The 22,897-nt window shown below is 39.7% G+C and carries 23 protein-coding genes; all 23 read left to right on the top strand.

Going from position 1 to position 22,897, the window contains the following annotated elements:
• The 23 genes from neuB to fcl all read left to right on the top strand — a co-directional run bounded on the left by neuB (window position 1) and on the right by fcl (window position 22,638).
• Window positions 1-1,008 carry an N-acetylneuraminate synthase gene (gene neuB, locus CLV51_RS01390; RefSeq protein WP_106526222.1) on the top strand — a complete coding sequence of 336 codons (1,008 nt, stop codon included), beginning with the start codon at window positions 1-3 and terminating at the stop codon, window positions 1,006-1,008.
• Window positions 1,009-1,029: 21 nt separating this feature from the next.
• A complete protein-coding gene (locus CLV51_RS01385; protein WP_106526221.1) occupies window positions 1,030-2,001 on the top strand; it encodes an ATP-grasp domain-containing protein in 972 nt (323 codons plus the stop codon).
• Entirely contained in the window at window positions 1,994-2,602 is a 609-nt protein-coding gene (locus CLV51_RS01380) for an HAD family hydrolase (RefSeq protein ID WP_106526220.1), read from the top strand. Before CLV51_RS01385 ends, CLV51_RS01380 begins: the two co-directional genes overlap by 8 nt.
• 92 nt (window positions 2,603-2,694) lie before the next feature.
• Window positions 2,695-3,870, top strand: coding sequence for a UDP-N-acetylglucosamine 2-epimerase (neuC, locus tag CLV51_RS01375; RefSeq protein WP_106526219.1), 1,176 nt, complete (start codon window positions 2,695-2,697; stop codon window positions 3,868-3,870).
• 1 nt (window position 3,871) lies between these two features.
• Window positions 3,872-4,546 carry a PIG-L deacetylase family protein gene (locus CLV51_RS01370; protein ID WP_106526218.1) on the top strand — a complete coding sequence of 225 codons (675 nt, stop codon included), beginning with the start codon at window positions 3,872-3,874 and terminating at the stop codon, window positions 4,544-4,546.
• A complete protein-coding gene (locus CLV51_RS01365; RefSeq protein ID WP_106526217.1) occupies window positions 4,546-5,592 on the top strand; it encodes a nucleotidyltransferase family protein in 1,047 nt (348 codons plus the stop codon). The genes CLV51_RS01370 and CLV51_RS01365 overlap by 1 nt, the downstream gene beginning before the upstream one ends.
• A gap of 1 nt (window position 5,593) precedes the next feature.
• Window positions 5,594-6,307 (top strand): acylneuraminate cytidylyltransferase family protein, encoded by a 714-nt coding sequence (locus tag CLV51_RS01360; RefSeq protein WP_106526216.1) that lies wholly within the window; start codon window positions 5,594-5,596, stop codon window positions 6,305-6,307.
• Window positions 6,304-7,224, top strand: a complete 921-nt coding sequence (locus tag CLV51_RS01355; RefSeq protein ID WP_106526215.1) for a Gfo/Idh/MocA family protein — start codon at window positions 6,304-6,306, stop codon at window positions 7,222-7,224. Before CLV51_RS01360 ends, CLV51_RS01355 begins: the two co-directional genes overlap by 4 nt.
• A complete protein-coding gene (locus CLV51_RS01350; RefSeq protein ID WP_106526214.1) occupies window positions 7,217-7,960 on the top strand; it encodes an SDR family oxidoreductase in 744 nt (247 codons plus the stop codon). The genes CLV51_RS01355 and CLV51_RS01350 overlap by 8 nt, the downstream gene beginning before the upstream one ends.
• Window positions 7,961-8,002: 42 nt before the next feature.
• Entirely contained in the window at window positions 8,003-9,535 is a 1,533-nt protein-coding gene (locus CLV51_RS01345) for an MATE family efflux transporter (protein WP_106526213.1), read from the top strand.
• Between the two features lie 8 nt (window positions 9,536-9,543).
• Entirely contained in the window at window positions 9,544-11,337 is a 1,794-nt protein-coding gene (locus CLV51_RS01340; protein WP_106526212.1) for a hypothetical protein, read from the top strand.
• Window positions 11,338-11,351: 14 nt separating this feature from the next.
• On the top strand, window positions 11,352-12,044 hold the full coding sequence (locus tag CLV51_RS01335; protein ID WP_106526211.1) for a CatB-related O-acetyltransferase: 693 nt from the start codon (window positions 11,352-11,354) through the stop codon (window positions 12,042-12,044).
• Window positions 12,045-12,085: 41 nt separating this feature from the next.
• Window positions 12,086-12,682 (top strand): acyltransferase, encoded by a 597-nt coding sequence (locus tag CLV51_RS29745; RefSeq protein WP_106526210.1) that lies wholly within the window; start codon window positions 12,086-12,088, stop codon window positions 12,680-12,682.
• Window positions 12,663-13,259 carry an acyltransferase gene (locus CLV51_RS29740; RefSeq protein ID WP_211301924.1) on the top strand — a complete coding sequence of 199 codons (597 nt, stop codon included), beginning with the start codon at window positions 12,663-12,665 and terminating at the stop codon, window positions 13,257-13,259. Before CLV51_RS29745 ends, CLV51_RS29740 begins: the two co-directional genes overlap by 20 nt.
• 6 nt (window positions 13,260-13,265) lie before the next feature.
• Window positions 13,266-14,408, top strand: a complete 1,143-nt coding sequence (locus CLV51_RS01320; protein ID WP_106526208.1) for an SDR family NAD(P)-dependent oxidoreductase — start codon at window positions 13,266-13,268, stop codon at window positions 14,406-14,408.
• Between the two features lie 3 nt (window positions 14,409-14,411).
• Window positions 14,412-15,386 (top strand): glycosyltransferase, encoded by a 975-nt coding sequence (locus CLV51_RS01315; RefSeq protein ID WP_106526207.1) that lies wholly within the window; start codon window positions 14,412-14,414, stop codon window positions 15,384-15,386.
• A gap of 42 nt (window positions 15,387-15,428) precedes the next feature.
• On the top strand, window positions 15,429-16,292 hold the full coding sequence (locus CLV51_RS01310; RefSeq protein WP_106526206.1) for a glycosyltransferase family 2 protein: 864 nt from the start codon (window positions 15,429-15,431) through the stop codon (window positions 16,290-16,292).
• 19 nt (window positions 16,293-16,311) lie between these two features.
• On the top strand, window positions 16,312-17,091 hold the full coding sequence (locus CLV51_RS01305) for a glycosyltransferase family 2 protein (protein ID WP_106526205.1): 780 nt from the start codon (window positions 16,312-16,314) through the stop codon (window positions 17,089-17,091).
• A complete protein-coding gene (locus CLV51_RS01300; RefSeq protein ID WP_106526204.1) occupies window positions 17,088-18,356 on the top strand; it encodes a hypothetical protein in 1,269 nt (422 codons plus the stop codon). Before CLV51_RS01305 ends, CLV51_RS01300 begins: the two co-directional genes overlap by 4 nt.
• A 5-nt stretch (window positions 18,357-18,361) precedes the next feature.
• Window positions 18,362-19,489: a DUF1972 domain-containing protein gene (locus CLV51_RS01295; RefSeq protein ID WP_106526203.1), complete on the top strand. Its 1,128-nt coding sequence runs from the start codon at window positions 18,362-18,364 to the stop codon at window positions 19,487-19,489.
• A gap of 19 nt (window positions 19,490-19,508) precedes the next feature.
• The gene (locus CLV51_RS01290) at window positions 19,509-20,540 is read left to right on the top strand and encodes a glycosyl hydrolase family 18 protein (protein WP_158266904.1); all 1,032 of its coding nucleotides are present in this window, start codon (window positions 19,509-19,511) and stop codon (window positions 20,538-20,540) included.
• 45 nt (window positions 20,541-20,585) lie between these two features.
• The gene (gene gmd / locus CLV51_RS01285; protein ID WP_106526201.1) at window positions 20,586-21,698 is read left to right on the top strand and encodes a GDP-mannose 4,6-dehydratase; all 1,113 of its coding nucleotides are present in this window, start codon (window positions 20,586-20,588) and stop codon (window positions 21,696-21,698) included.
• 4 nt (window positions 21,699-21,702) lie between these two features.
• Complete coding sequence (gene fcl, locus CLV51_RS01280; RefSeq protein WP_106526200.1) at window positions 21,703-22,638, top strand: GDP-L-fucose synthase; 936 nt, start codon at window positions 21,703-21,705, stop codon at window positions 22,636-22,638.
• Window positions 22,639-22,897 lie beyond the last annotated feature (259 nt).

Genomic DNA, 22,897 nt, shown 5'->3' with positions numbered 1-22,897 from the left:
ATGAAAAGGAAAGTTATCATAATTGCTGAAGCCGGAGTTAATCATAATGGCAGCCTGCACAACGCCAAACTGCTTATTGATGAAGCATTGAATGCTGGAGTGGACTATATTAAATTCCAGACATTTCAAGCAAATAAAATAGCCAGCAAATTTGCGGGAAAAGCAGATTACCAGAAACAAACCACTTCCAGCGCTGAAAGTCAACAGGACATGCTGAAGAAGCTGGAACTGGATGAAGCTGCGCACATAGAGTTGATAGCTTACGCTCAAAGTAAAGGCATTAATTTCTTGTCTACAGCATTTGACCTGGATAGCATTGATCTTTTATACAAGTTGGGAATTAAATTAGGTAAAATACCATCTGGTGAAATTACCAATCTTCCCTATCTCCGGAAAATGGCAGTTGCATTTCCTAAAATCATTATGTCTACGGGCATGGCTGATATGGAAGACATAGAGAATGCTATTAAAGCATTAACAGGAGCCGGCACAAAAAAAGAAGATATAACAGTATTGCATTGTAACACGGAATATCCAACTCCTATGCAGGATGTTAATTTACTGGCAATGTTGGAAATAAAAAACCGGTTGGGTGTTGAAATCGGATATTCTGATCATACGCTAGGTATTGAAGTCCCGGTAGCAGCCGTTAGTCTTGGTGCCACTATCATAGAAAAGCATTTTACACTTGATAAAACAATGGAGGGGCCTGATCACAAATCTTCCCTGGAGCCTGCAGAGCTGAAGGCAATGGTTTCAGCGATCAGGAATATAGAGCTTGCATTAGGAAATGGAGTTAAGGCAGCTTCCGCATCAGAACTTAAAAATAAAGCGGTTGCGAGAAAAAGTATTGTTGCTGCAAAAAGTATAAAAACCGGAGAAATTTTTACGGAAGAGAATCTTACTGTAAAAAGACCTGGAACAGGAATTAGCCCTATGTTATGGGATCAGGTAATAGGTGGAAAAGCAAGCCGGAACTATGAAGAGGATGAATTGATAGTTTTTTAAAAAGGTTTCATTAGATTATAAATGGGCAAAATAAAAGTAATCAGATCAGCCGTAAGCTCTCTGCCTTCAGCAGGAATAATAAAGTTATTGCAGGAGAATGATTTTTACGTAATAGGAAGTGATATTACAGAGAAAAGTGCGGGACGTTTACTGGTTGACGATTTTTTTATTGTTGACAAGGCAGTCGATGCAAACAAAGCAACTGTTTGTGAACAGTATCTGGAAAATATTCAGAAAACAAAGGCTAAATGGATTATATCAGGCCCTGAAAATGAGATTGTTTTATTGTCATCCTTTGAGCAGCAATTGCTTTCAGTCGGATGCAGATTGTTTCACCCTGGTCAGGACACGTTAGAAAAAATAACAGATAAATATATACTCAATAATGCACTCAAAGGAAAAGTTCCATTGAAGCCATTGTGTATGTTAGAGGAATATTCAGTAAATAAAGATAGTTTCGAAGGACAAAAACTGGTTGTTAAACCTCGTAAAGGAAGGGGCAGTAACGGTGTACATATCCTGCAGAAGAATAGTGAAGATATGCGGCGTTTGCAGGAAAGCCTTCCTCCGAACGAGTACATTGTACAGGAATTCATACCCGGACAGGAATATTCTGTCGACTGTCTTTTTGATAATCAGGGAGGATTGCTGAATGCAGTGGTGCGGGAGAGACTAGCAGTAGACTCCGGGGTAGTAATTATTTCCAGAACTATAAGGAAGGAAAGAATCCTGGAATATATATCTGGAATATCTTCTGTGTTTTCTTTCAGAGGATTCAACTGTATACAGTTCAGAGAGCATGAGGGCGATTATTTCCTTACAGACATTAATCCAAGGATCGGAGGAGGGTCAATACTTTCTCTCAGAGCCTCAGATTGTATGTTGTCCAATTTTATTAGCCTGCTTAGAAATGAAGATGATAAGTTAGTACATAATAATTTCGACGTGAAGGACAAAACAATGTACAGGTATTACGAAGAAATTTATGAGTAAAAAACAAATAAAAGTTGTTGCATTTGATCTGGACAATACCCTTTATAATGAGCATTTATATTATGAAGGCGTGTTGGATGAATTTTGTAAAAAAAATAACCTGGATCAACAAAAACTTATAAGGGATTACCGTTCCATTTCAAGGAGTAATCCTGATATTTTTGGAGAGTTGCTCCGGATAAATAATATGTATACGGCGCAGTTGCAGGAGGAGCTTTTTAGTATTTATAATAATATAAACATTACAATCACTCCTTATAATACAGCCCTTACGGTACTGGAATATTTGAAGAAGAAAGATATCCGTACTGCTATAGTAACAAATGGACATGTGAGCGTTCAGGAAAACAAGATTAGATGTCTTGGCATAGCTGATTTATTTGATCTGATTGTTTATGCGAGAACATGGGGGAAAGCATTTGAAAAACCAGCCCCGAAAGCATATGAGTTCCTCTTATCAAATTTCATCTGTTCACCTGCCGAGGTATTATTTGTTGGGGATAAAGTAGAAACTGATATTCGGGGAGCACGTGATATAGGTATGCCAAGCTTGAGGGTTTATGAAGAATCGGATTTAATTACCATCATAAATCAAATCTAGAAAAATAGATAAGTAAAGGATAGCGTTCGGGCGTTCATCGGTGAATGGGGATATTGAAAAATGGAGTAGAGCGGCGCATAAATTATTATGACATGCAAAAAAAGAAGGTACTTGTAGTAACAGGAATTAGGAGTGAGTATGATATCGTTTATCCTGTTTTATCTCATTTATCCAGGAGAAGTGAGTTTGAAGTAAAGGTAGTAGTATCCTCAGCTCATCTTTCAGATTGGCATGGCTATACTGTGCAAAGAATTGAAGAAGACGGATTTGTGATTGCAGACAGGATCGATTCTCTTTTTATGACAAACAGAGAAACGCAGCGGCCAAAGGGAGTGGGTATTCTGACTTATGCATTAGCGCAGACAGTAGAGAGGGAGGCGCCTGATTTTCTTTTGGTAGTAGGAGACAGGGAAGAGAGTATTGCAACTGCTATTGTAGGTAACTATATGAATGTGCTGACAGTACATATCGGTGGTGGTGATCCTGTTTGGGGAAATGGAGATGATCCTGTAAGGGTAGCCGTTTCCAAGCTGGCACATATCCATTTCACCACAACACAAAATTACGCAGATAATCTTGTCAATCATTTGCATGAAGATGCATTCAGGGTATTGTTTACAGGTAATCCCGCCATGTCAAATATTCATAACACGCCGGCCATCTCACTACAGGAATTGTCTGCCTATATGAACTTTGATATAACGGACGGGAATTATATTGTTTTAGTTAAACATCCGTTATCCTCTGAAAAAGATATTGCAGCTGAACAAATGAAGATAGCTTTGGATAGCCTGGAAGTTTTTGCAAAAAAACATAATTATAAAGTAGTGGCATCTTATCCCAATACTGATCCCGGTGCCTATGACATCCTGAGTGTGATTAAGGAATTTGAATCCAAACCTTTTATACATTTTAATAAGACATTGCCCCGCCTGCAATTTGTTAATTTACTGCGTCATGCCAAAGCATTGGCAGGTAACTCTAGCATGGGTATCCTGGAGGCTCCCTCTTATAAACTTCCGGTGGTTAATATTGGAAGAAGACAACAGGGAAGGCTTACAGCAGGTAATGTTGTTTTTGTTGATTATCAGCAGGATGAAATTGTTCACTCGCTGGAAAAAGCCTGCTTCGATGAAACATACAGGTCCTATATATCCGGACTTCAGTCTCCATATGAAAATGGGGATGCAGCGTTGTTGATGGCTGATTTTTTAAGTAGTGTGGATCCTAAGGATAAGAAATTTTTAGTGAAGTCAAATTTATGCTAGCATGAAGAAGGTTATTGTCATATCTGCGCATCCTGATGATGAAGTACTCGGTGCAGGAGGAACTATGCTAAAGCACGTCGCAAATGGTGATGAGGTTCATTGGCTTATTGTCACTAATATTTTTATTGAACAGGGATTTAGTCAGGAACGTATAGACAGCCGGCAGGAAGAAATTACAAAAGTTGGGGAGTTGCTAAACGTTAAGAATACTTATAAATTAGACTATCCCACTATGTCTCTGACTTCGGGAAGTCTGTTAACATTGGTACCGGCTATATCAAAGATATTTCAGGAAGTGAAGCCTGAAATTATCTATTGCCTTAACCGTTCAGATGCGCATTCAGATCATCGTATTATATTTGATGCTGTTGCAGCCTGTACAAAATCATTCAGATATCCTTACATTAAACAATTCCTGATGTATGAATGTATTTCTGAAACAGAATTTGCACCGGCACTTCCTGAAAGGGTTTTTATTCCAAACTATTATGTTGACATTACGTCATATTTGGAGCAAAAACTGGAAATAATGAAGGTTTATGAATCAGAACTTGCTGAGCACCCTTTTCCCCGTAGTCTTGATAATATCAGCGCATTGGCTCATTTCAGGGGAGCATCAGTCGGAGTACATTATGCAGAAGCTTTTCAGTTAATTAAATTTATTGATAAGGAATAATGGATTTTCGTAAACATCTTATACTACAGAGAGACAGCATCAGAGATGCGTTGGCAAAGCTCAATATCTTAGGTATTGACGCAATTCTGTTTGTTGCCGATGAGGAAGATAAGTTAATCGGTTCTCTTACAGATGGAGATATCCGGAGAGGATTTGTAAAAGGATTAACTTTTGAAACGCCGATACTGGATTATATTCAACCCAATCCGGTGTTTATCTTTCAGAATGACTATGATGCTATAGAACAACTTGAATTGTTTCAGCGTAAAAGCCTGAAAATAATTCCTATTGTAGATAGGAATCATCGGATTGTTGATATTTTAAACTTGCGGCTAAAACGTTCGTTGCTACCGCTGGATACTGTATTAATGGCCGGAGGCAGAGGAGAGCGCTTATCGCCGCTTACAGACAATTGCCCCAAACCTTTATTGAAAGTTGGTGCAAAACCCATTATCGAACATAATGTTGACAGGTTGATTAATTATGGCATCAACCGTATTATTATATCAATCAGATATCTGGGTGATCAGATCAAAGCACATTTTAATAATGGAGCTGTAAAGGATATCAAAATAGAATATGTAGAAGAGGAAAATCCTTTGGGTACCTTCGGAGCCCTCAGCTTAGTGGATTCTTTTAACACAGATAACATCCTGTTAATGAATTCAGACTTACTCACAAATATAGATTTTGCAGATTTTTATAAATCTTACATAGAATCAGGAGCAGATTTAATGATTGCAAGTATACCATATCAGGTAAAGGTGCCTTATGCTGTTTTAGAAATTAATAACGGACAGGTGATTTCGTTTGATGAGAAGCCTACTTACAGTTACTATTCTAATGGTGGAATTTATCTTTTTAAAAAGAGTTTACTGGAGTTTATGCCCAGTAACACATTTTTTAATGCCACAGATTTCATGGAATTGCTGATCGCTAAAAAGAAAAAGGTAATTCACTACCCGATATTAGGCTACTGGCTGGATATTGGAAGACCTGATGATTTTGAAAAGGCACAAAATGATATCAAACATATTAAATTTTAAGATGAATATTTTAATTACCATTTGTGCAAGAGGAGGCTCTAAAGGTATACCAGGGAAGAATATACGCCCGCTGGCGGGTATTCCGCTCATTGGTTACACCATCAATGTTGCCCGGAAATTCGCAAAAGAGAAGAATTGTACTATTGGTCTGTCCACTGACTCAGCAGAAATCATAGCGGCGGCAAAGGAACTTGGACTGACTTCTGAATATAAAAGACCGGAATCTCTTGCTACAGATACCATTGGTAAAATGCCGGCCATTGTAGATGTTTTGAACTTTGAGGAAAAGAGCAGCAATACCCGGTTTGATTACCTGATAGACCTTGATGTTACGGCTCCTTTAAGGACAGTAGAAGATCTCAATAACGCTTTGGAAATGCTTATTGCAGATGATAAGGCACTCAATATTTTTTCAGTTAGCCCGGCGAATAGAAATCCATATTTTAATATGGTAGAGCAAGCGGAGGACGGATACTATAAATTATGTAAAAAGGGGAATTTTCTTACAAGACAATCTTCGCCCAAAGTATATGATATGAATGCTTCTTTTTACATTTATAAAAGAGCGTTCTTTGAAAAAAACTTCCCTTCAGCGCTGACCGACAAGTCACTGGTATACGTAGTTCCTCATGTTTGCTTTGATCTTGACCATGAGATCGATTTTAGTTTTATGGAATATTTGATGCGAAATAAAAAACTGGACTTTTTATTATGAATGTTCTCATAATTGGTTTAGGGTCTATTGCAAAAAAGCATATTCAGGCATTATTAACAATTAATAAGGATGTTAGTATTTATGCCTTGCGGTCAGGAGAACATCCATCTGAAGTGCTGCATGTCCATAATATTTCAAGTATTGGTGAGCCTGGTGTTTTGTTTGATTTTGCCATTATTTCAAACCCTACATTTGCCCACTATATCACTATAGAACAGTTGGTTCATCTGAAGATACCATTGTTCATTGAAAAACCGCTTTTTCATTCAGTACAGGGAGGAGAAGAACTGATTGCGCTTTGTAATAAAAACGAAATAAGGACTTATGTTGCCTGTAACTTAAGGTTTCATCCCTGCATCCTGTTTTTAAAAGAGCTTCTTTTAAAAGAGAAAAAGAAGGTCAATGAAGTAAATGTTTATTGTGGGTCATATTTGCCGGATTGGCGTCCCGGTACGGATTTCAGGAAGATATATAGTGCTAATAGCGATATGGGGGGCGGGGTTAATCTGGATTTAATCCATGAGCTGGATTACGTTTCCTGGTTATGGGGACAACCTGTATCAACCCAAAGAATACTTAGAAGTAATTCTTCCCTGAATATTAATGCAGTTGATTATGCAAATTATCTGCTTTCTTATGATCAATTTGCTGTTAACATCATTCTGAATTATTTCAGGGTAGATACAAAACGAACTTGTGAAATTGTACTGGAGGACAGGACCATTTTAGCTGATCTGATATCGCAAAAGGTATGGAGCAACGAGCAATTAATTTTTTCTTCTGATGTTCAGATACAATATACCTATGAGCAACAGATGATGTATTTTCTGTCTCTCCTGGATAATAAGTTATTGCCAAATATGAATAATATTGAAGAAGCTTTTCAGGTACTAAAAATTTGTTTGGGGGATGAATAATCTTGAGAATAAAGTAATCGCAGTAACAGGCGGCGAAGGCCAGCTGGGAAATGAATTTGTTAAATATTTGCGCAATGAAGGAGCAAAGGTAATTTCTATTGACAGATCATTAAAAAATGATCTGGATCTCGGCGTGCTATATGCCGACATTACAGATGTTAAATCTATCAAAGAGGTGCTGGATCTTATTCTTGATAGGTATGGGGTGATTGATGGATGGGTTAATAATGCTTATCCACGTACAGCGGATTGGGGAAAAGTTCCTTTTAGTGAAGAATCGATGGAATCATTTGAACAAAATGTATCCTGGCATTTGGTTGGATATGTGAAATGCTGCCAATTGGTGCTAAATCAGATGATGAAACAAAAGCAGGGAAGCCTTATTAATGTGGCTTCTATTTATGGTGTAACCGGCCCTGATTTTACAATCTATGAAGGCACGCCAATGGTTAATCCATCTGCATATGCAGCTATTAAAGGAGGATTAATTAATTTCACCAGGTATATGGCTGCATATTACGGTCCTTATAATGTAAGGGTAAATTGTGTTTCCCCCGGAGGCATTTTTAATCATCAGCCCGAAGCATTTGTTCAACAATATGAACATAAAGTTCCTTTGAAAAGATTAGGAATGCCGGATGATATTTCACCGTCTATAGGCTTTTTGCTGGGAGATGGTTCCAGATATATAACGGGGCATAATTTAATAGTGGATGGCGGTTGGACAGCTATTTGATAAAGTGCAATTGAAAATGTAATTCACAAAGCATCTGCGAGTATGTTAGGTAAGTATATTAAAATTTATTTGTGGCAGTTTATTTCTATCCTGCTGAATTTCGGGACGTTATTTGTAGTAACGCCGTTTTTGTCTTCAAATAGATCCTTATTTGGGATCTATACCATCATTGTTTCATTGAATATATTTCTTTCATATGCAGACTTTGGTTTTATCAGTGCTGGGTTAAAATATGCCAGTGAATCCTATGCAAGAAATGATCGCGAAGAGGAAGTAAAGATTGTAGGCTTTGTGGCATTTATTTTTACGGTATTTGTCGGATTGTTTATGGTCATGATGTTGGGGATTTCCTTGCACCCGGAGATGATTGTGAATGGCCTGAAGCCTGATGAAACGAAGATTGCAAGAGCATTGCTGGTGATGCTGGCTTTGTTTTCACCCACCTTCATTTTGCAGCGCATGTTGCAGGTGATCTTTGCAGTACGGCTGGAAGACTATCATTTCCAGCGATTGCTGATAGTAGCCAATGTATGTAAAATTGCTTCCACTTTTTATTTTTTTCATCCCGGAAATTATTCACTGGTTGGCTATTTCCTGTTCACCCAGTTATGTAATGCAGTAGCGATGCTGGCTGGTATATGGCAGGTAAAAAAGAGGCTGCATTATGATCTTGGCTTATTACTACGTTCGTTTAAATATTCAAAAGAACTGTTTGATAAAACAAAGAAGCTGGCATTCAGTTCCGTTATCTTAACAGTTTGCTGGATACTCTACTACCAGCTGGATCCTTTTGTCATTGGTAAAATGATAGGGGCCGAAGCAGTGGCAGTTTACGCGATAGGTCTGACCATGATCACCTATATCCGGTCTTTATTCGGGATATTGTTTTCTCCGTTCACTGCCAGATTCAATCACTATGTAGGTGCTAACGATATTGAAGGATTAAAAAAGGTCTTTGTGAATGTACTGGTGATCACACTACCGCTTACTGTTTTTCCTGTCATCTGTCTCGCGCTTACATCCGGCACATTGGTGATGAACTGGGTGGGCCCGGGCTATATGTCTTCCGTATATATTACACAACTGTTGATTTTGTGTTATCTATTCAGCTTTATTTCATCTCCTGCAGGGATACTCATCATGGCTTATGAACGTGTAAAGATGATCTATTACACCAGTGCTATGCTGCCTGTTATATTTTGGGTGGGGGTCGCTACTACCTATTCTTTCTGGGGACTTACCTCTTTTGCTGTATTTAAACTGGTATCATTTTTCCTGGCAGCGCTGGCCTACTTTCTGATGAGCTGTCAAATTCTGCACATCAGTATCGGCTCTTTTGTCAAAAAAATATTACTGCCTGCAGTGCTGCCTATCCTGGTGATAGTAGGCGCCTGCCTATTGGTGAGATCGCATATTCCTGTGGGGCATAGTAAAATAAATCTTTTCTGGTACCTGGTTGTAATAGGGGTGATATCAATGCTGGGACTAGTTGTATATTATATTACATCAGGAATTTTCAGGCAGTATGTATTGGGAATGTTACAGCAGCTAAGACCGAAATTGTTTTATAAATGAGGCTAAAAATGGAGCGAAAATATATCAGGATTCCTGAGAAGGATTTTAACCGGATATTTATTGTCGAAGACAGGGCTCATTGGGAAGCCTGCGCGGATGTTTTCAATAAAGCAACGGATCTTGTGTTAGCAATGGATCTTGGACTGGTGAAGTTGTTAGAGCAAGCGCAGGCCACAGTGTATTACCTGGATCATATCCTTGACCGCGATTACCTGGAAACAGTGAATTATGAGTTGCATCATTTTCTTAATCGCTGGTATCAGGATAAAGACGGCAATGATGTATTTACCTACCAGGGAGTTGCTGCAGGAAATGCTTTTTTGCTCAATATTCTCAATGATATTTCTTACAATGTACATTTCTTTATCAACCTGTATTCGTTGAGAAATATCCCTTACCAGGAAATCATTTGTGCCGGAACTGATCCGATACTCAGGAAATGGCTGGATATTTTATACCCCAGGGTAAAATGGCTTGATAAACCCAATAACAATAGTACAACAACTACTTATTATTTCCCCATCTCAAAGTGGATGGAATCCAAGATAGAGAACGATTCACTGGGTAAGAAGATCAGGCGTGCCGGTTTACGCATGTTTGATTATATTGGTATGTTCCGTGATTTCATAACAAAGAAAGGACGCCCGGCTGTTTATATGCAGCATTATTATCCTACAGCGCCTATCATTGATGAACTAAAAAAACAGGATGATGTGCGCATCATCATGGCTAATTATAGCAGCCCCCGGAATGTATTAAGTGAAAGAAGAATCTTCTACCGCGGGAAACGCGTACCTGCCGCCGCTATTGCTGCCAATCTCCGGTTATTTGAAGATATGCCGAAATATAAATGGGAGATAGATGGTTTTGATATTGCTGCGAGGCTGTATGAAATGATCCTGCCACGTTTACCTAAGCTGCTGCAGATTGCGTATTCGCGTATAGCGGACATCACTGCTTTTTTCAGCAATAAACAATTGAAGCTGATGGTACCTGTAACAGATCTTTGGATAGAAAACAGGTTGATCATGAACTACTGCAAGCGCAATAACATTCCTGTTTATATGATCATTAATGGTATTCTTGCAAATAATTTCGCCTATGATGCCAGGGATTCCGATTGGGTAAACAGCTATGGAGATCTGATCAGAGAAGATTATTTCGGAGGTGCTCAAAATGCAGTGTGCCTTGGAGATCCGAGAATGGATAATTATATCGGATTGCCTAAGAAAGAGATTAACCGGGAAGATCCTGTGATAGTGATTGGTGCAGGAGGCTACAATCCTGTAGATATGAATTCGTACCTGGCATATGAATTTGATTTCCTGTATGACCTGCTCGAAATATTAGATGAACTCCGCAAAGAAGGATATAAAAATAACATTATTCTGAAGGTAAGAGCTAATGGCTACGTATCTCAGTACACGCAGTTCCTCCAGGAGTATTTTCCCGGCATGAACATAACCGTTGAACAGCAAGCACCTTTTACCAAGGTGGTGCAATTGGCGGATCTGTACATTTCGTTTTATTCCCAAACATTATTTGAGGCATCTATATTAGGGATACCTGCATTGTATTATAAAAAAGACCAACATATAATTAACAGGCCTTTCGATGGAAATTCAGAACTGGTAATGGCCCGGAGCAGGGAAGAGCTAAAAGATAAGATCAAAGCATTCTATAATATTGATCCGGTGTATAACAATTTCCTGAACAAAACTGTATTGGAAAAGTATATTGGCCCGCTGGACGGAAAGAATACACAGCGCAATGTTGATTTTATTAACAGCTTTCTTAACTAACGCCTTTATCTATTATGTGGCTGACAATTTTCATCCGTAATTTTATCAGGTCTGTAACAGACCAGGTAAAGGATCGCTATAGGCTTGCTGTTGCGCAGCAACGCAATTCCACCTGCCGGTTCCATTATTCCGCAAAAATAGCTGCTGATGTATCGTTTGGTGGAGACAACGTGATATTTGAACAGGTAATCATCGGCCAGGCTACTATAGGAGCGCATACCTATATCCAGAGATATAGCGCTATATTCAATACTGTCATCGGAAATTTTTGTTCCATTGCCCCGGGGGTTTGTATCGGACCAGGTATGCATAACCTGGAAGGCGTGAGTACACATCCTGCTTTTTATTTAAAGAATACCCCGTTGGTAAGGGTTTTCAGTGCTGAAGATAAATTTGCAACTGGTGAAAAAGTAACAATAGGTCATGATGTGTGGATCGGACAGCACGTGGTTATACTCGATGGTGTGAAAGTAGGAAATGGAGCTGTTATTGCGGCAGGTGCCGTTGTAACCAAGGATGTTCCTGCCTATGCCATTGTAGGCGGGGTGCCGGCCAAATTTATAAAATACAGGTTTGAAGAAGATGTTTGCAGGCAGTTGGAGGAATCAGCCTGGTGGGATTATGGTAATGAAAGGCTGCAGCAGCTCTATCAGTCTTTTGAAAACCCGGGCCGGTTCCTGGAAGCAATCAGCAGGAAAGTGACATGAATATACCAGGCAGATAAATGTAGAATATAAAAATAATGATAATGTTTGTCAAAGAACTAAGAAACAGGCTGAAGTTCTGGAGAGATGCGGACCGGATCGGACCGGATATTCCGGGTACACACTGGAAGCTGCATTTTCAGTCAACCATGCTCAAATTGTGTAAACGGAAGTTTCTTTATTTTGCTGACACCGCATTATTCCGGCCTGGCGCATATGCTGTAGGCTGCTCTAAGATATCTATCGGGAAAAGAGTCGTTATAAGGCCCTGCAGCCATTTGCATGGTGCATCCGCTAATCTGGATGTAAGTATAACAATTGAAGATGATGTGTTGATAGGCAGTGGGGTGCATATCTACGTAACAAATCATAATTTCGATAATCCTGACATACCGATCTATGACCAGGGACATCATTTATCCAGGCCTGTTACATTGAAGAAAGGTTGCTGGATTGGAGCAAATGCCATCATCCTGCCGGGAGTAACTATCGGAGAGAATAGCGTGGTCGGGGCTGGATCGGTTGTAACCAAATCGATACCGGACAGGGTTGTTGCGGCAGGGAGTCCGGCAAAAGTAATAAAGTGGCTGGGAAGTGCTGATAATCAGCCATCCGGCAATCATGATACTAAAATCAAGTGACCAGCCTATGCGGTATTGGAATAAATTTACCAGGATTATTTATTACCTGCTTAATGCAAGGAATTATAAATATCTGGACTTTAAATCTGCTGTACTGTTTTCGGTGAGGGTAACAGGGAAGAAATATATTACCGTAAAAAGGAATTCCATGGTGCAACGCCAGGGATGGTTGCTAGCTGTGAAAATTGATGAGCATGAGCCGGAGATCATCATTGAAGAGAATTGCGCCATTGGCGATTTTTCACATATTGTTGCTGTCAGAAGCGTACACATTGAAAAAAGCGTACTGATGGCCAATAAGGTTTACATATCGGACAACCTGCATAGTTATGAAGATATCAGCAGACCGGTAATTGACCAGCCTGTTGTTTTTAAAGCAAAGGTGCGGATTGGCAGCGGAGCCTGGATAGGAGAAAATGTTTGTATAATTGGGGCAAGTATCGGAAAGAACAGTGTGATCGGCGCAAACTCGGTAGTCACTGCTGATATACCGGATTATTGCATAGCCGTTGGCTGCCCGGCAAGAGTGATAAAAAAATTTGATCAGGAACTTAATAAATGGGTATCCGTTAAATAAGCAATTATGGAAAAAGTTTTAATTACTGGAGGTGCTGGTTTCATTGGATCAAATATAGCCCGGAAATTGATTGGAATGGGCTATCAGGTAACCATTCTTGATAACTTTAATCCGCAGATCCACGGTGCTAAAAAAGAACTCCCGGCTGATCTCGCCGACGCTGTAAAGCTGATACACGGTGATGTTTCCGATAAAGCGCTTTTTTATGATTGCCTTCAAAAGAATGACAGTGTTATACACCTGGCCGCAGAAACAGGAACCGGACAATCTATGTATAACATTGCCCACTATACGAACATCAATATATTGGCTACGGCTTATTTGTGCGACTATATTGTGAACGAACCGCATCAGCTGAAAACTGTTATCGTAGCTTCTTCCAGGTCGATATACGGCGAAGGGAAATATAAATCACCGGAGCATGGAATTGTATACCCCGGAGCAAGAACAGCAGCCAGCATTAGTAACAACTTCGAAGTTGCTGATCCTGTAAGTGGCCGGCATGATCTTGAGATTTTAGCGACAGATGAATCTTCCAGGATACATCCTTCTTCTTTCTATGGTATTACCAAACAGGTGCAGGAACAAATGGTAATACTGGCCACAAGACTTAAAGGTATCAAAGGATTTGCCTTGCGTTACCAGAATGTATTTGGCCCGGGACAATCACTGAAGAACCCTTACACAGGAATCCTCTCTATATTTTCGCGCCTGGCACTCAGGAATGAGAAGATCAACATTTTTGAAGATGGGCTGGAAAGCCGTGACTTCGTTTATATAGCCGACGTGGTGAATGCTACTGTGAAGTGTCTTGATGACAGCATTAACGGACATCATATACTCAATGTAGGTAGTGGCGTTGCTACATCTGTTCACGAAGTAGCGGCAGAAATTGTGCATTACCTGAAAAGCAAATCGGAAATATTTATTTCAGGCGCTTTCCGCGAAGGTGATATAAGGCATAACTATGCAGACCTTACCATGTTAAAAGAAGTGCTCGGCTTTGAACCATCCTGGAGCTTTAACAAAGGACTTTATCAATTCCTGGATTGGGTACAGGCACAGGAAGATATACCGGATAATGTAGATGACTACAAACGCTCCCTGGGTGAACTGGAAGAAAGAGGACTATTAAAAAATAAAATTTAAGGAATGAATGAATTAGTAAGTGTGGTATTCACCAGTTATAACCATGTTGAATACCTAGAACAGGCGCTGAACAGCATATTGGAACAAACTTACAGCAATTTAGAATTGATAATAGTAGACGATTGCTCTACAGATGGCAGCCGCGATGTACTGAAGAAATACACTGATCATCCAAAAGTATCTTTGCACCTGTTGGAAAAAAATACAGGGAGTTATGTAAAAGCAAGTAACTATGGTGTTAAATACGCAAAAGGAACTTATCTACTGTTTGCCCAGTGTGATGATTTTGCTGCTCCTGCTCAAATAGAAAAGCTGGTAAATGCCATTACACAGCATAAAGGCCTGGGAGTAGCCTATTCTAAAAGTAATCTCGTTGATGAAAAAGGAGCCGTATTTGCAAATGACTACGATGGACGCGAAAAATCGTTTCGTGTCAAATGCAGCCAGGATAGTGTCATTACCGGACAGGAAATGACCGACTTTCTTTTTTACTCCTGCGTGATCCCCAATTTGAGTGCTGCCCTGATTAAGAGAGAATTGTATACCGGTGATGCCGTGCTTTCTGAAAAATACCTGGTAGCGGCGGATTGGTCATTGTGGCTGGAGATGGCGCAAAAAACGGATTTTTATTATCTCAATGAACCATTGAATAATTTTCGTCAGCATGCTACCACTATACGTAATCAGGTGAAGCTGACAACGCAGGTAATGGAAATCTATCAGATATTTTATAATTATGGTGCCAGGTATCCGCTTTCGGCCGGTAGCCGGCGTAAAATGAAATCAGGTGCTGGTGGTACCTGGGGCTGGTATTATTTCAACAGCCCGGGCATCTGGATAAAAAGTTTCGCATCACTGTTCAGGAAAACTTTTTCATTTGAAAAGATGAACCTGTTATTCCTCGCATCAGGCACGCTGAAGATCGTGAAAGAGCATTTCAGCCGGGGAAAGAAAAGCGCCGTAGCCACTAATGGTTAGTCGGTTGCATATATTTATTACCGGTTAATCTATCAGCATATTATGAAGCAGCAACAGGCAAATGTATCAGTAGTTTCGGCTAATTATAATAACGGCAAATACCTTAAGCAGTTTATTGATTCAATCATGAACTCATCTGTATTGCCGAAGGAAATTATTGTGGTGGATGATGGCTCTACAGATGATTCCGCTGCTATCCTGAAAAAATTATCCGAAGAAACAGATATCCTCAAACCTGTATTAATGCAGCAGAACCAGGGTTTTGCAAACGCACTCAATATAGGCTTAAAAGAAGTAACCGGTGCATATGTGCTGCGGCTTGATCCTGATGATTATGTACATCCGGAACGTATCAGGCTACAGTATGAGCTGCTTGAAGGTAATAAAGAATTGGATGTGGTAGGCAGCAATGCAGCGTATTTTGACAGTGACACCGGTAAAGTAATTTTTAAAAGCAATTTCCCCGCTTCATTTGAGGAGATAAAGAAAAGATACCATACAGCAATGCATGGTGTGTTGCATGGAACAGTAATGGGCAAAACAGCACTTTTTATTAAATACGGTTATCAACAGCAATACGTGCCTGCCGAGGATTATGCTATCTTTGCCAGGATGATTGCAGAAGGTGCCGTCATGCAAAATCTGCCGGAGCCACTTACTTATGTACGCGTACATGCAGGCAGTGTTTCAAATGATCTGAATTATAAGGCTATAAGTGAGCCTTACATAATTTGTAATGAATTGTTTCATACCAATTATGGTAAGCTCAAAACCAGGCTTACATTTTATCATCTTAAATTTTATCGCAGATTCCTCTTTCAGAAAAATCTGCTGAAACGGATGTGGTACCTTTTGTTGGCTGTAAGCCTTAATCCGGCTAAAATAGCAGCAAGAATAAAACGTTAGTATTAAGGGAGAACAAAATATGCAGCATTTAATTTCAGTCATAGTGCCGGTGTACAATGCGGAAGCTTTCGTTGGAGCCACTATTGATTCCGTATTGCAGCAAACTTATGCTAACTGGGAATTGTTGCTGGTGGATGATTGTTCAACAGATAACAGCGCTACAATTATCAGGGAATATGCAGAGAAAGACAGCCGGATTAAATACTTTAAACCTGCACAAAATTTTGGTGGCCCTGCAGGACCACGCAACATGGGTATCAGGGAATCATCAGGTGAGTATCTCGCATTTCTGGATGCTGATGATATATGGATGAAAGATAAACTGCAACGACAGTACCAGCTCATTACCACTGAACAGCTGGATGTGGTTGCCACTAATATTGTCTTCTTCGGAGACGGATTGAAGTCATGGTCGCCTAAGCTACCTGCTTCACCCACGCTCGATGCTATGCTGTTGCATAATAAGATCTGTACTTCATCTGTCTTACTTCGCAAAACAACTGATGTGCTGTTTGAGGAAGATAAAAGACTGATTAGTGTGGAAGATTATCATCTATGGTTAACTTTGTTTTTTAAAGGATACAAGGTTAAAATTATAACAGATCCATTGGTAAGGTATAGGGTAACCCCCAACTCTCTGATACATAAGAATGAATTTATTTCTATATTAAAAGCCAATTATGTAGTATCCCGGCTGGTGGTTGATTTTAAGTATATCAATTGGATATTGATGCGGGTATTTTTTCGGACAGTTAAGAATCTGGCCAAATTGAGGGTAAAAAAAATAGTTGGTAAATGAGTACAATTCAGGTGAATAAGGAGCTTACTGGTGGAATAGTCTGGACCAGGCAAAAACTGCGGGAAAAATTTCTGTTATCGTTGCTTACTTTTCAACTACTGTTGCCGGTAATTTGCCTCTTAGCATTCATCTACCTGGGGAAATTTCTGAACCCTTTCAGTGCCTATTTCTTAATTTCCGTTGCAGTTCTCTTATTCACATTTACCTGCCTTTTGCAAAAAGCCAGTCCTGCGGTGTATGCGTTCTTTCTGGCTTTTCTGGTATTGCAGGGGGTTACAGTCTTTGGTCATATTGTTGCTTTGGGCCCTTTGGGGGCTATTGAAGGATTAAGGACCATCTCGAACTTTTATTTCTACTGGTATCTCGGATATGCCTGCTATTTTACTTTTTACAGAACAGGAAGGATGGAAGTATTGCTCAGATGGGTGATAGGTGCCGGTGTATTTATATCTGTAGTTAACATCATCCATTTCTTTTTTAATACTGTACTAGGCAATTATGCTGCTGTAAAGGCTTATCTGGAAATACTCAACCAGAACCTTGCCGATTACCTGGATATGGAAGGTACCAATGGTTTCTTAAGACATGCAGGTTATTTTCTTGATACGCATAGCCAGTTTTACATTCCTCTTGCCACACTTATTATTCTGCAGATTGAAAAATTCCCGGTTAAATTTAAAGCTGTAAAAATCATTCTCATCGTAGTCTCCATATTACTATCAGGTGTAAAAACAGCATACCTGATCATGTTTATAATGTGGGCCATTATTCTGCTCAGAACCAACCTGAAGGCGGCTATTAACTTCTTTCTGCTGGTAGGCGTACTATGTGTTGGAGTCCTGCTTTTTTTTAATGAGATGGTAGTGAATATGGTTATCATGATATTTACACATGATATGGATATTTTGATCGAACATATTTATCATAACCCTGTAAGGCTGTTTAATGAATACACGGCCGTGTTTTTTATAGGAGGGGACGAGAGCCTTGTGGGAACGATCTACTCGGAGGTGTACCTGATTACTACGATGTACTACATAGGATTGGCAGGAGTCTTGCTATACTTGTCGCCATTGGTTGTTTTTCTGTTTAACAGGAAAGGAAAGTATTACTTGGGATTCATTATTTTTATTTATTTCATTTTTACTTTGTTGCATTATCCTGTGTTCAAAGTAGGTATTAATAATATCGTGAGTGCATTGCCCGTAGTATATCTCCTGGCTGCAATCAATGACTTTAAGTTAAGAAATGATAAAAATAGTTGAGTAAGATGAAGATAGCGATACTGGGTACAAGAGGTATCCCCAATAATTACGGAGGATTTGAGCAGTTTGCCGAATATATTTCAGTTGGACTCGTAGAATTGGGACACAATGTAACAGTCTATAATCCCCATTTTCATAGTTATCAGGAAGATACTTTCAAGGGGGTGAAAATTCAGAAGATTAAAAGCCCGGAACAGACGATCGGTTCAATGGGTAATTTCATCTATGATTACAGATCTCTCAAACATGCCCTGGCGCAGGATTTTGATCTTATCTATGAGGCAGGATATGGAACGGCATCGCCTTCCTATTTTTTGTTGAAAAACAGCACAGTGCCTGTGCTTACCAATATGGATGGGCTGGAATGGAAACGGTCCAAGTGGAATTTTATTACCCGTAGGCTGATGCGCTATTTTGAAAAGCTGGCTATAAAAAAATCTCATTACCTGATTGCAGATAACATAGGAATACAACAATACTATAAAGAGACCTTTAATGCAGATACCATTTATCTGCCATACGGGGCCGATGCAGTATTGGCCTATGATGAGCAAGCCCTCACAGAATTTAACCTGCAGATGAATGACTATTTTATTCTGATTGCACGGCTTGAACCTGAAAATAATATTACTATGATTCTGGACGCCTATCTTGATTCCGGGCATCCATCCCCGTTTATTGTTATTGGAAATCACCAAAGCAAATACGGGAAGTATTTACAAGCAAATTACCCGCATAAGAACATCCGCTTCCTGGGAGGGATATATGATAAGCAGAAGCTGGACTCACTCAGATATTATAGTAAAGCCTATATGCATGGGCATTCTGTGGGAGGAACCAATCCTTCCTTATTGGAAGCAATGGCATCTGACGCTTTTATATTTGCCCATGGCAATAATTTTAACAAGGGCGTGCTGGACAGTAATGCTATTTATTTCACCAGCAGGGAACAACTTGCTGCAGCCCTCTCGGATGCGGATGAGCTGGCAAACAAGCACAAAGCATCTTTTCTCCTTGGGAATAAGGATAAAATAAATAACAATTATAATTGGAATCGTGTTATTAAACTTCACGAAGAAGTTTTTGTCGATATATTGGAAGGAAATGGTAAAAAGCTATTTCCGGATAGTTAATATTTATAAAATTCATCATATGAAAGCCAAATATTACCAACTACTCCTCCTGTTTTTTTGCCTGTTAGTAACCGCCCCTGCTACAGCACAACACAAAAAAACAAAGCGGAAAAAGCCTAAAACAACTACAACAGTTCAATCCCAGCAACCTTTTAGAATCATAGGGTATTTTTCCAACTGGGGTCCTGTTTCCAAAATAAAATTCGAGAATATTACCTGTGTTAATTTCGCATTTCTTAAACCAATGCCAGACGGGACTATCTTAAATGAAAAAGCCAATGATAAGTTGTATGATATTGTAGCACAGGCTAAACCGTATCACGTAAAGGTAGTGGGTGCTCTTGGTGGGCAATATACTGATAAGACATTCACTAAAATTACCAGCAATGAAAGTCTGGAGAATACTTTTGTAGATAATGTAATGGCCGCTGTTGACAAATATCAGCTTGACGGAATAGACCTTGACTGGGAATATCCCCAGTTCAACTCAGATGAACCACAAAAGCTGGTAATATTGACAAAAAAATTATCTGATAGATTGCATCAGAAAGGAAAAATACTTTCCATAGCAATACATGCAAAGCCTAAATGGGGAGTTTTGGCGTTAAATGATTTATACCCATTGGCTGATTATTTTAATATTATGGCCTATGATGATATGGATCATCCTGCTCATTCCAGCTACGACTTTGCAGTGACCAGCCTCAATTACTGGATAGTAGACCGTCAACTTCCAAGAGAAAAAGCCAACCTGGGGCTGCCTACTTACGGCCGTAATCCCAAAGTGGTTCCTCCTTATTATAAAGACCTGATCAGCAAAGGTGCTGACCCTGATGCTGATCTCTTTAACGGTGTATATTACAACGGAAAAGGAACCATTAAAAAGAAAGTTGACCTGGCTTTGAGAAATGTTGGCGGTATTATGATATGGGAAATAAATGGAGATAGCGACGATGAGACTACCTCACTTATTAAGGCAATGAAAGACGAAACCAGGGATTATCAACGCTCACAAATAAAGAATATGGCAAATGTGAGATCGATTGAATAATAACAAAAATCTTATGAGTATTTTTGCCGGGAATTAATACTTATAATGAAAAAAGCGCTTATAACAGGGATCACTGGTCAGGATGGTGCTTATCTGGCCCAGTTGCTCCTGAAAAAAGGTTACGAAGTCCATGGTATCAAAAGAAGAAGCTCTCTCTTTAATACAGACAGGATAGATCATTTATATCAGGACCCCCATGAAAAGGAGGTGAGATTTAAGTTACATTATGGAGATCTCACCGACTCTACCAACCTGATTCGTATTATTCAGGAAGTTCAGCCGGATGAAATTTATAACCTGGGGGCTATGAGCCATGTCCAGGTTAGCTTTGAAGCCCCTGAATATACTGCTGATGCCGATGGCATAGGTACCCTGCGTATCCTGGAAGCTGTACGCCTGCTTGGTTTAACTCAGAAAACAAGGATTTACCAGGCTTCCACATCGGAGCTATATGGTATGGTCCAGGAAGTACCCCAATCTGAGAAGACACCTTTCTATCCCCGTTCTCCATATGCAGTAGCAAAAATGTATGCCTACTGGATCACTGTAAATTACCGGGAAGCTTATAATATGTTTGCCTGCAATGGTATCCTTTTTAACCACGAAAGTCCGTTAAGAGGTGAAACCTTTGTAACAAGGAAAATAACCAGAGGGGTCGCCAAGATGTCTCTCGGTATGCAGGATAAACTGTATATGGGTAACCTGGACGCCAAAAGGGACTGGGGACACGCAAAGGATTATGTAGAAGCGATGTACCTTATCCTGCAACAGGACAAGCCGGAAGACTTCGTAATTGCCACCGGCATTACTAATACTGTCCGTGATTTTATCAGCATGTCCTTTTCTGAAGTAGGTGTGGAACTGGAATTCAGGGGAACCGGCGTGGAGGAAAAAGGCATTGTTAAAAGTGTAGCCTCCTCCGACAGTATACTTAAACCCGGTCAGGAAGTAGTAGCCATTGACCCCCGTTATTTCAGACCCACAGAAGTGGAACTGCTGATAGGAGATCCATCAAAGGCCCGGCAGAAACTTAATTGGAAACCCAAATACGACCTGGCTGCCTTAGTAAAAGAGATGGTGGCTGCTGATGTGGAGCTATTCAATCGGGAGAAATTATTAAAGGATGCAGGGTATAAGGTATTAAACCAGTTTGAATAGCCAGATGGAAAAAGATAGTAAAATATACATTGCAGGGCATCGTGGAATGGTAGGTTCCGCAATTATGAGAAGATTGCAGCAGGGAGGATGGCATAACTTTATTACGCGCACCTCTTCAGAACTTGACTTACGTAACCAGGAAGCAGTAGCTGCTTTTTTTGAAACAGAGAAACCGGATTTCGTATTTCTTGCAGCAGCAAAGGTGGGCGGTATTGTAGCTAATAATACCTATCGGGGAGAATTTATCTATGATAACCTGATGATCCAGAGCAATGTGATCCACCACTCGTTTAAGGCGGGAGTAAAGAAACTGATGTTTCTCGGCTCTTCCTGTATTTATCCCAAAATGGCTCCACAGCCATTAAAGGAAGAGTATCTGCTCACTGGTCAATTAGAACCAACAAACGAACCTTATGCCATTGCAAAGATTGCCGGTATTGAAATGTGCGATGCTTATAGGGCGCAATACGGATGCAACTTTATTTCTGTAATGCCTACCAATTTGTATGGCCCAAATGATAATTATGATCTCAATAATTCACATGTACTGCCTGCACTTCTCCGCAAAATTCATGAAGCAGCCGTAACTAAAAATCCGGAAGTAAATATATGGGGAACGGGAACGCCTAAACGTGAATTTCTTCATGCCGATGATATGGCAGATGCCTGCGTATATCTCATGCAAAATTATAATGAAAAGGGACTGGTGAATATTGGCGTTGGTGAAGATATCAGCATCGGAGATCTGGCAAAATTGATATGCAGTATAGTGGGTTATGAAGGAAAGCTAACATTCGATCACTCAAAACCAGATGGTACCCCTCGTAAATTAATGGATGTAAGTAAACTGCATTCCTATGGCTGGAGTGCAACTATAGGATTGAAAGATGGTATAGATAGAATCTATAGACAACTTTTGGAAACAGATTGGTCAAAGTAATTCTTCACCGGTAATGTTTCCTGGTTACTATGGAAACATTACCGGAACTTATAACTATTGCAGAAAATATCGCACCTATTCCTATCTCAGCTGTTGCTTATACATATAGTGACTGTAACTTTTCTCTTCCTCCGCACGTTTAATCTTTTAATTGAATCTTAATGCCCTTTTAAGGGTCCCATATATAAAGAATTGTAATTTTGTGTGCTGCATCAAACAAAACCCGTATGTAAGATCTAAACGCAAAAAGATACATACC

It is taken from the genome of Chitinophaga niastensis (assembly GCF_003014755.1).
In the GTDB taxonomy this organism is placed as follows: domain Bacteria; phylum Bacteroidota; class Bacteroidia; order Chitinophagales; family Chitinophagaceae; genus Chitinophaga; species Chitinophaga niastensis.
This window is presented reverse-complemented; position numbering and strand designations above follow the sequence as displayed.

What these genes read in the sequence shown, in the direction of transcription:
- neuB (WP_106526222.1), top strand. Translation starts at nt 1, where the DNA reads ATGAAAAGGAAAGTTATCATAATTGCTGAAGCCGGAGTTAATCATAAT.
- CLV51_RS01385 (WP_106526221.1), top strand. Translation starts at nt 1,030, where the DNA reads ATGGGCAAAATAAAAGTAATCAGATCAGCCGTAAGCTCTCTGCCTTCA.
- CLV51_RS01380 (WP_106526220.1), top strand. Translation starts at nt 1,994, where the DNA reads ATGAGTAAAAAACAAATAAAAGTTGTTGCATTTGATCTGGACAATACC.
- neuC (WP_106526219.1), top strand. Translation starts at nt 2,695, where the DNA reads ATGCAAAAAAAGAAGGTACTTGTAGTAACAGGAATTAGGAGTGAGTAT.
- CLV51_RS01370 (WP_106526218.1), top strand. Translation starts at nt 3,872, where the DNA reads ATGAAGAAGGTTATTGTCATATCTGCGCATCCTGATGATGAAGTACTC.
- CLV51_RS01365 (WP_106526217.1), top strand. Translation starts at nt 4,546, where the DNA reads ATGGATTTTCGTAAACATCTTATACTACAGAGAGACAGCATCAGAGAT.
- CLV51_RS01360 (WP_106526216.1), top strand. Translation starts at nt 5,594, where the DNA reads ATGAATATTTTAATTACCATTTGTGCAAGAGGAGGCTCTAAAGGTATA.
- CLV51_RS01355 (WP_106526215.1), top strand. Translation starts at nt 6,304, where the DNA reads ATGAATGTTCTCATAATTGGTTTAGGGTCTATTGCAAAAAAGCATATT.
- CLV51_RS01350 (WP_106526214.1), top strand. Translation starts at nt 7,217, where the DNA reads ATGAATAATCTTGAGAATAAAGTAATCGCAGTAACAGGCGGCGAAGGC.
- CLV51_RS01345 (WP_106526213.1), top strand. Translation starts at nt 8,003, where the DNA reads ATGTTAGGTAAGTATATTAAAATTTATTTGTGGCAGTTTATTTCTATC.
- CLV51_RS01340 (WP_106526212.1), top strand. Translation starts at nt 9,544, where the DNA reads ATGGAGCGAAAATATATCAGGATTCCTGAGAAGGATTTTAACCGGATA.
- CLV51_RS01335 (WP_106526211.1), top strand. Translation starts at nt 11,352, where the DNA reads ATGTGGCTGACAATTTTCATCCGTAATTTTATCAGGTCTGTAACAGAC.
- CLV51_RS29745 (WP_106526210.1), top strand. Translation starts at nt 12,086, where the DNA reads ATGTTTGTCAAAGAACTAAGAAACAGGCTGAAGTTCTGGAGAGATGCG.
- CLV51_RS29740 (WP_211301924.1), top strand. Translation starts at nt 12,663, where the DNA reads ATGATACTAAAATCAAGTGACCAGCCTATGCGGTATTGGAATAAATTT.
- CLV51_RS01320 (WP_106526208.1), top strand. Translation starts at nt 13,266, where the DNA reads ATGGAAAAAGTTTTAATTACTGGAGGTGCTGGTTTCATTGGATCAAAT.
- CLV51_RS01315 (WP_106526207.1), top strand. Translation starts at nt 14,412, where the DNA reads ATGAATGAATTAGTAAGTGTGGTATTCACCAGTTATAACCATGTTGAA.
- CLV51_RS01310 (WP_106526206.1), top strand. Translation starts at nt 15,429, where the DNA reads ATGAAGCAGCAACAGGCAAATGTATCAGTAGTTTCGGCTAATTATAAT.
- CLV51_RS01305 (WP_106526205.1), top strand. Translation starts at nt 16,312, where the DNA reads ATGCAGCATTTAATTTCAGTCATAGTGCCGGTGTACAATGCGGAAGCT.
- CLV51_RS01300 (WP_106526204.1), top strand. Translation starts at nt 17,088, where the DNA reads ATGAGTACAATTCAGGTGAATAAGGAGCTTACTGGTGGAATAGTCTGG.
- CLV51_RS01295 (WP_106526203.1), top strand. Translation starts at nt 18,362, where the DNA reads ATGAAGATAGCGATACTGGGTACAAGAGGTATCCCCAATAATTACGGA.
- CLV51_RS01290 (WP_158266904.1), top strand. Translation starts at nt 19,509, where the DNA reads ATGAAAGCCAAATATTACCAACTACTCCTCCTGTTTTTTTGCCTGTTA.
- gmd (WP_106526201.1), top strand. Translation starts at nt 20,586, where the DNA reads ATGAAAAAAGCGCTTATAACAGGGATCACTGGTCAGGATGGTGCTTAT.
- fcl (WP_106526200.1), top strand. Translation starts at nt 21,703, where the DNA reads ATGGAAAAAGATAGTAAAATATACATTGCAGGGCATCGTGGAATGGTA.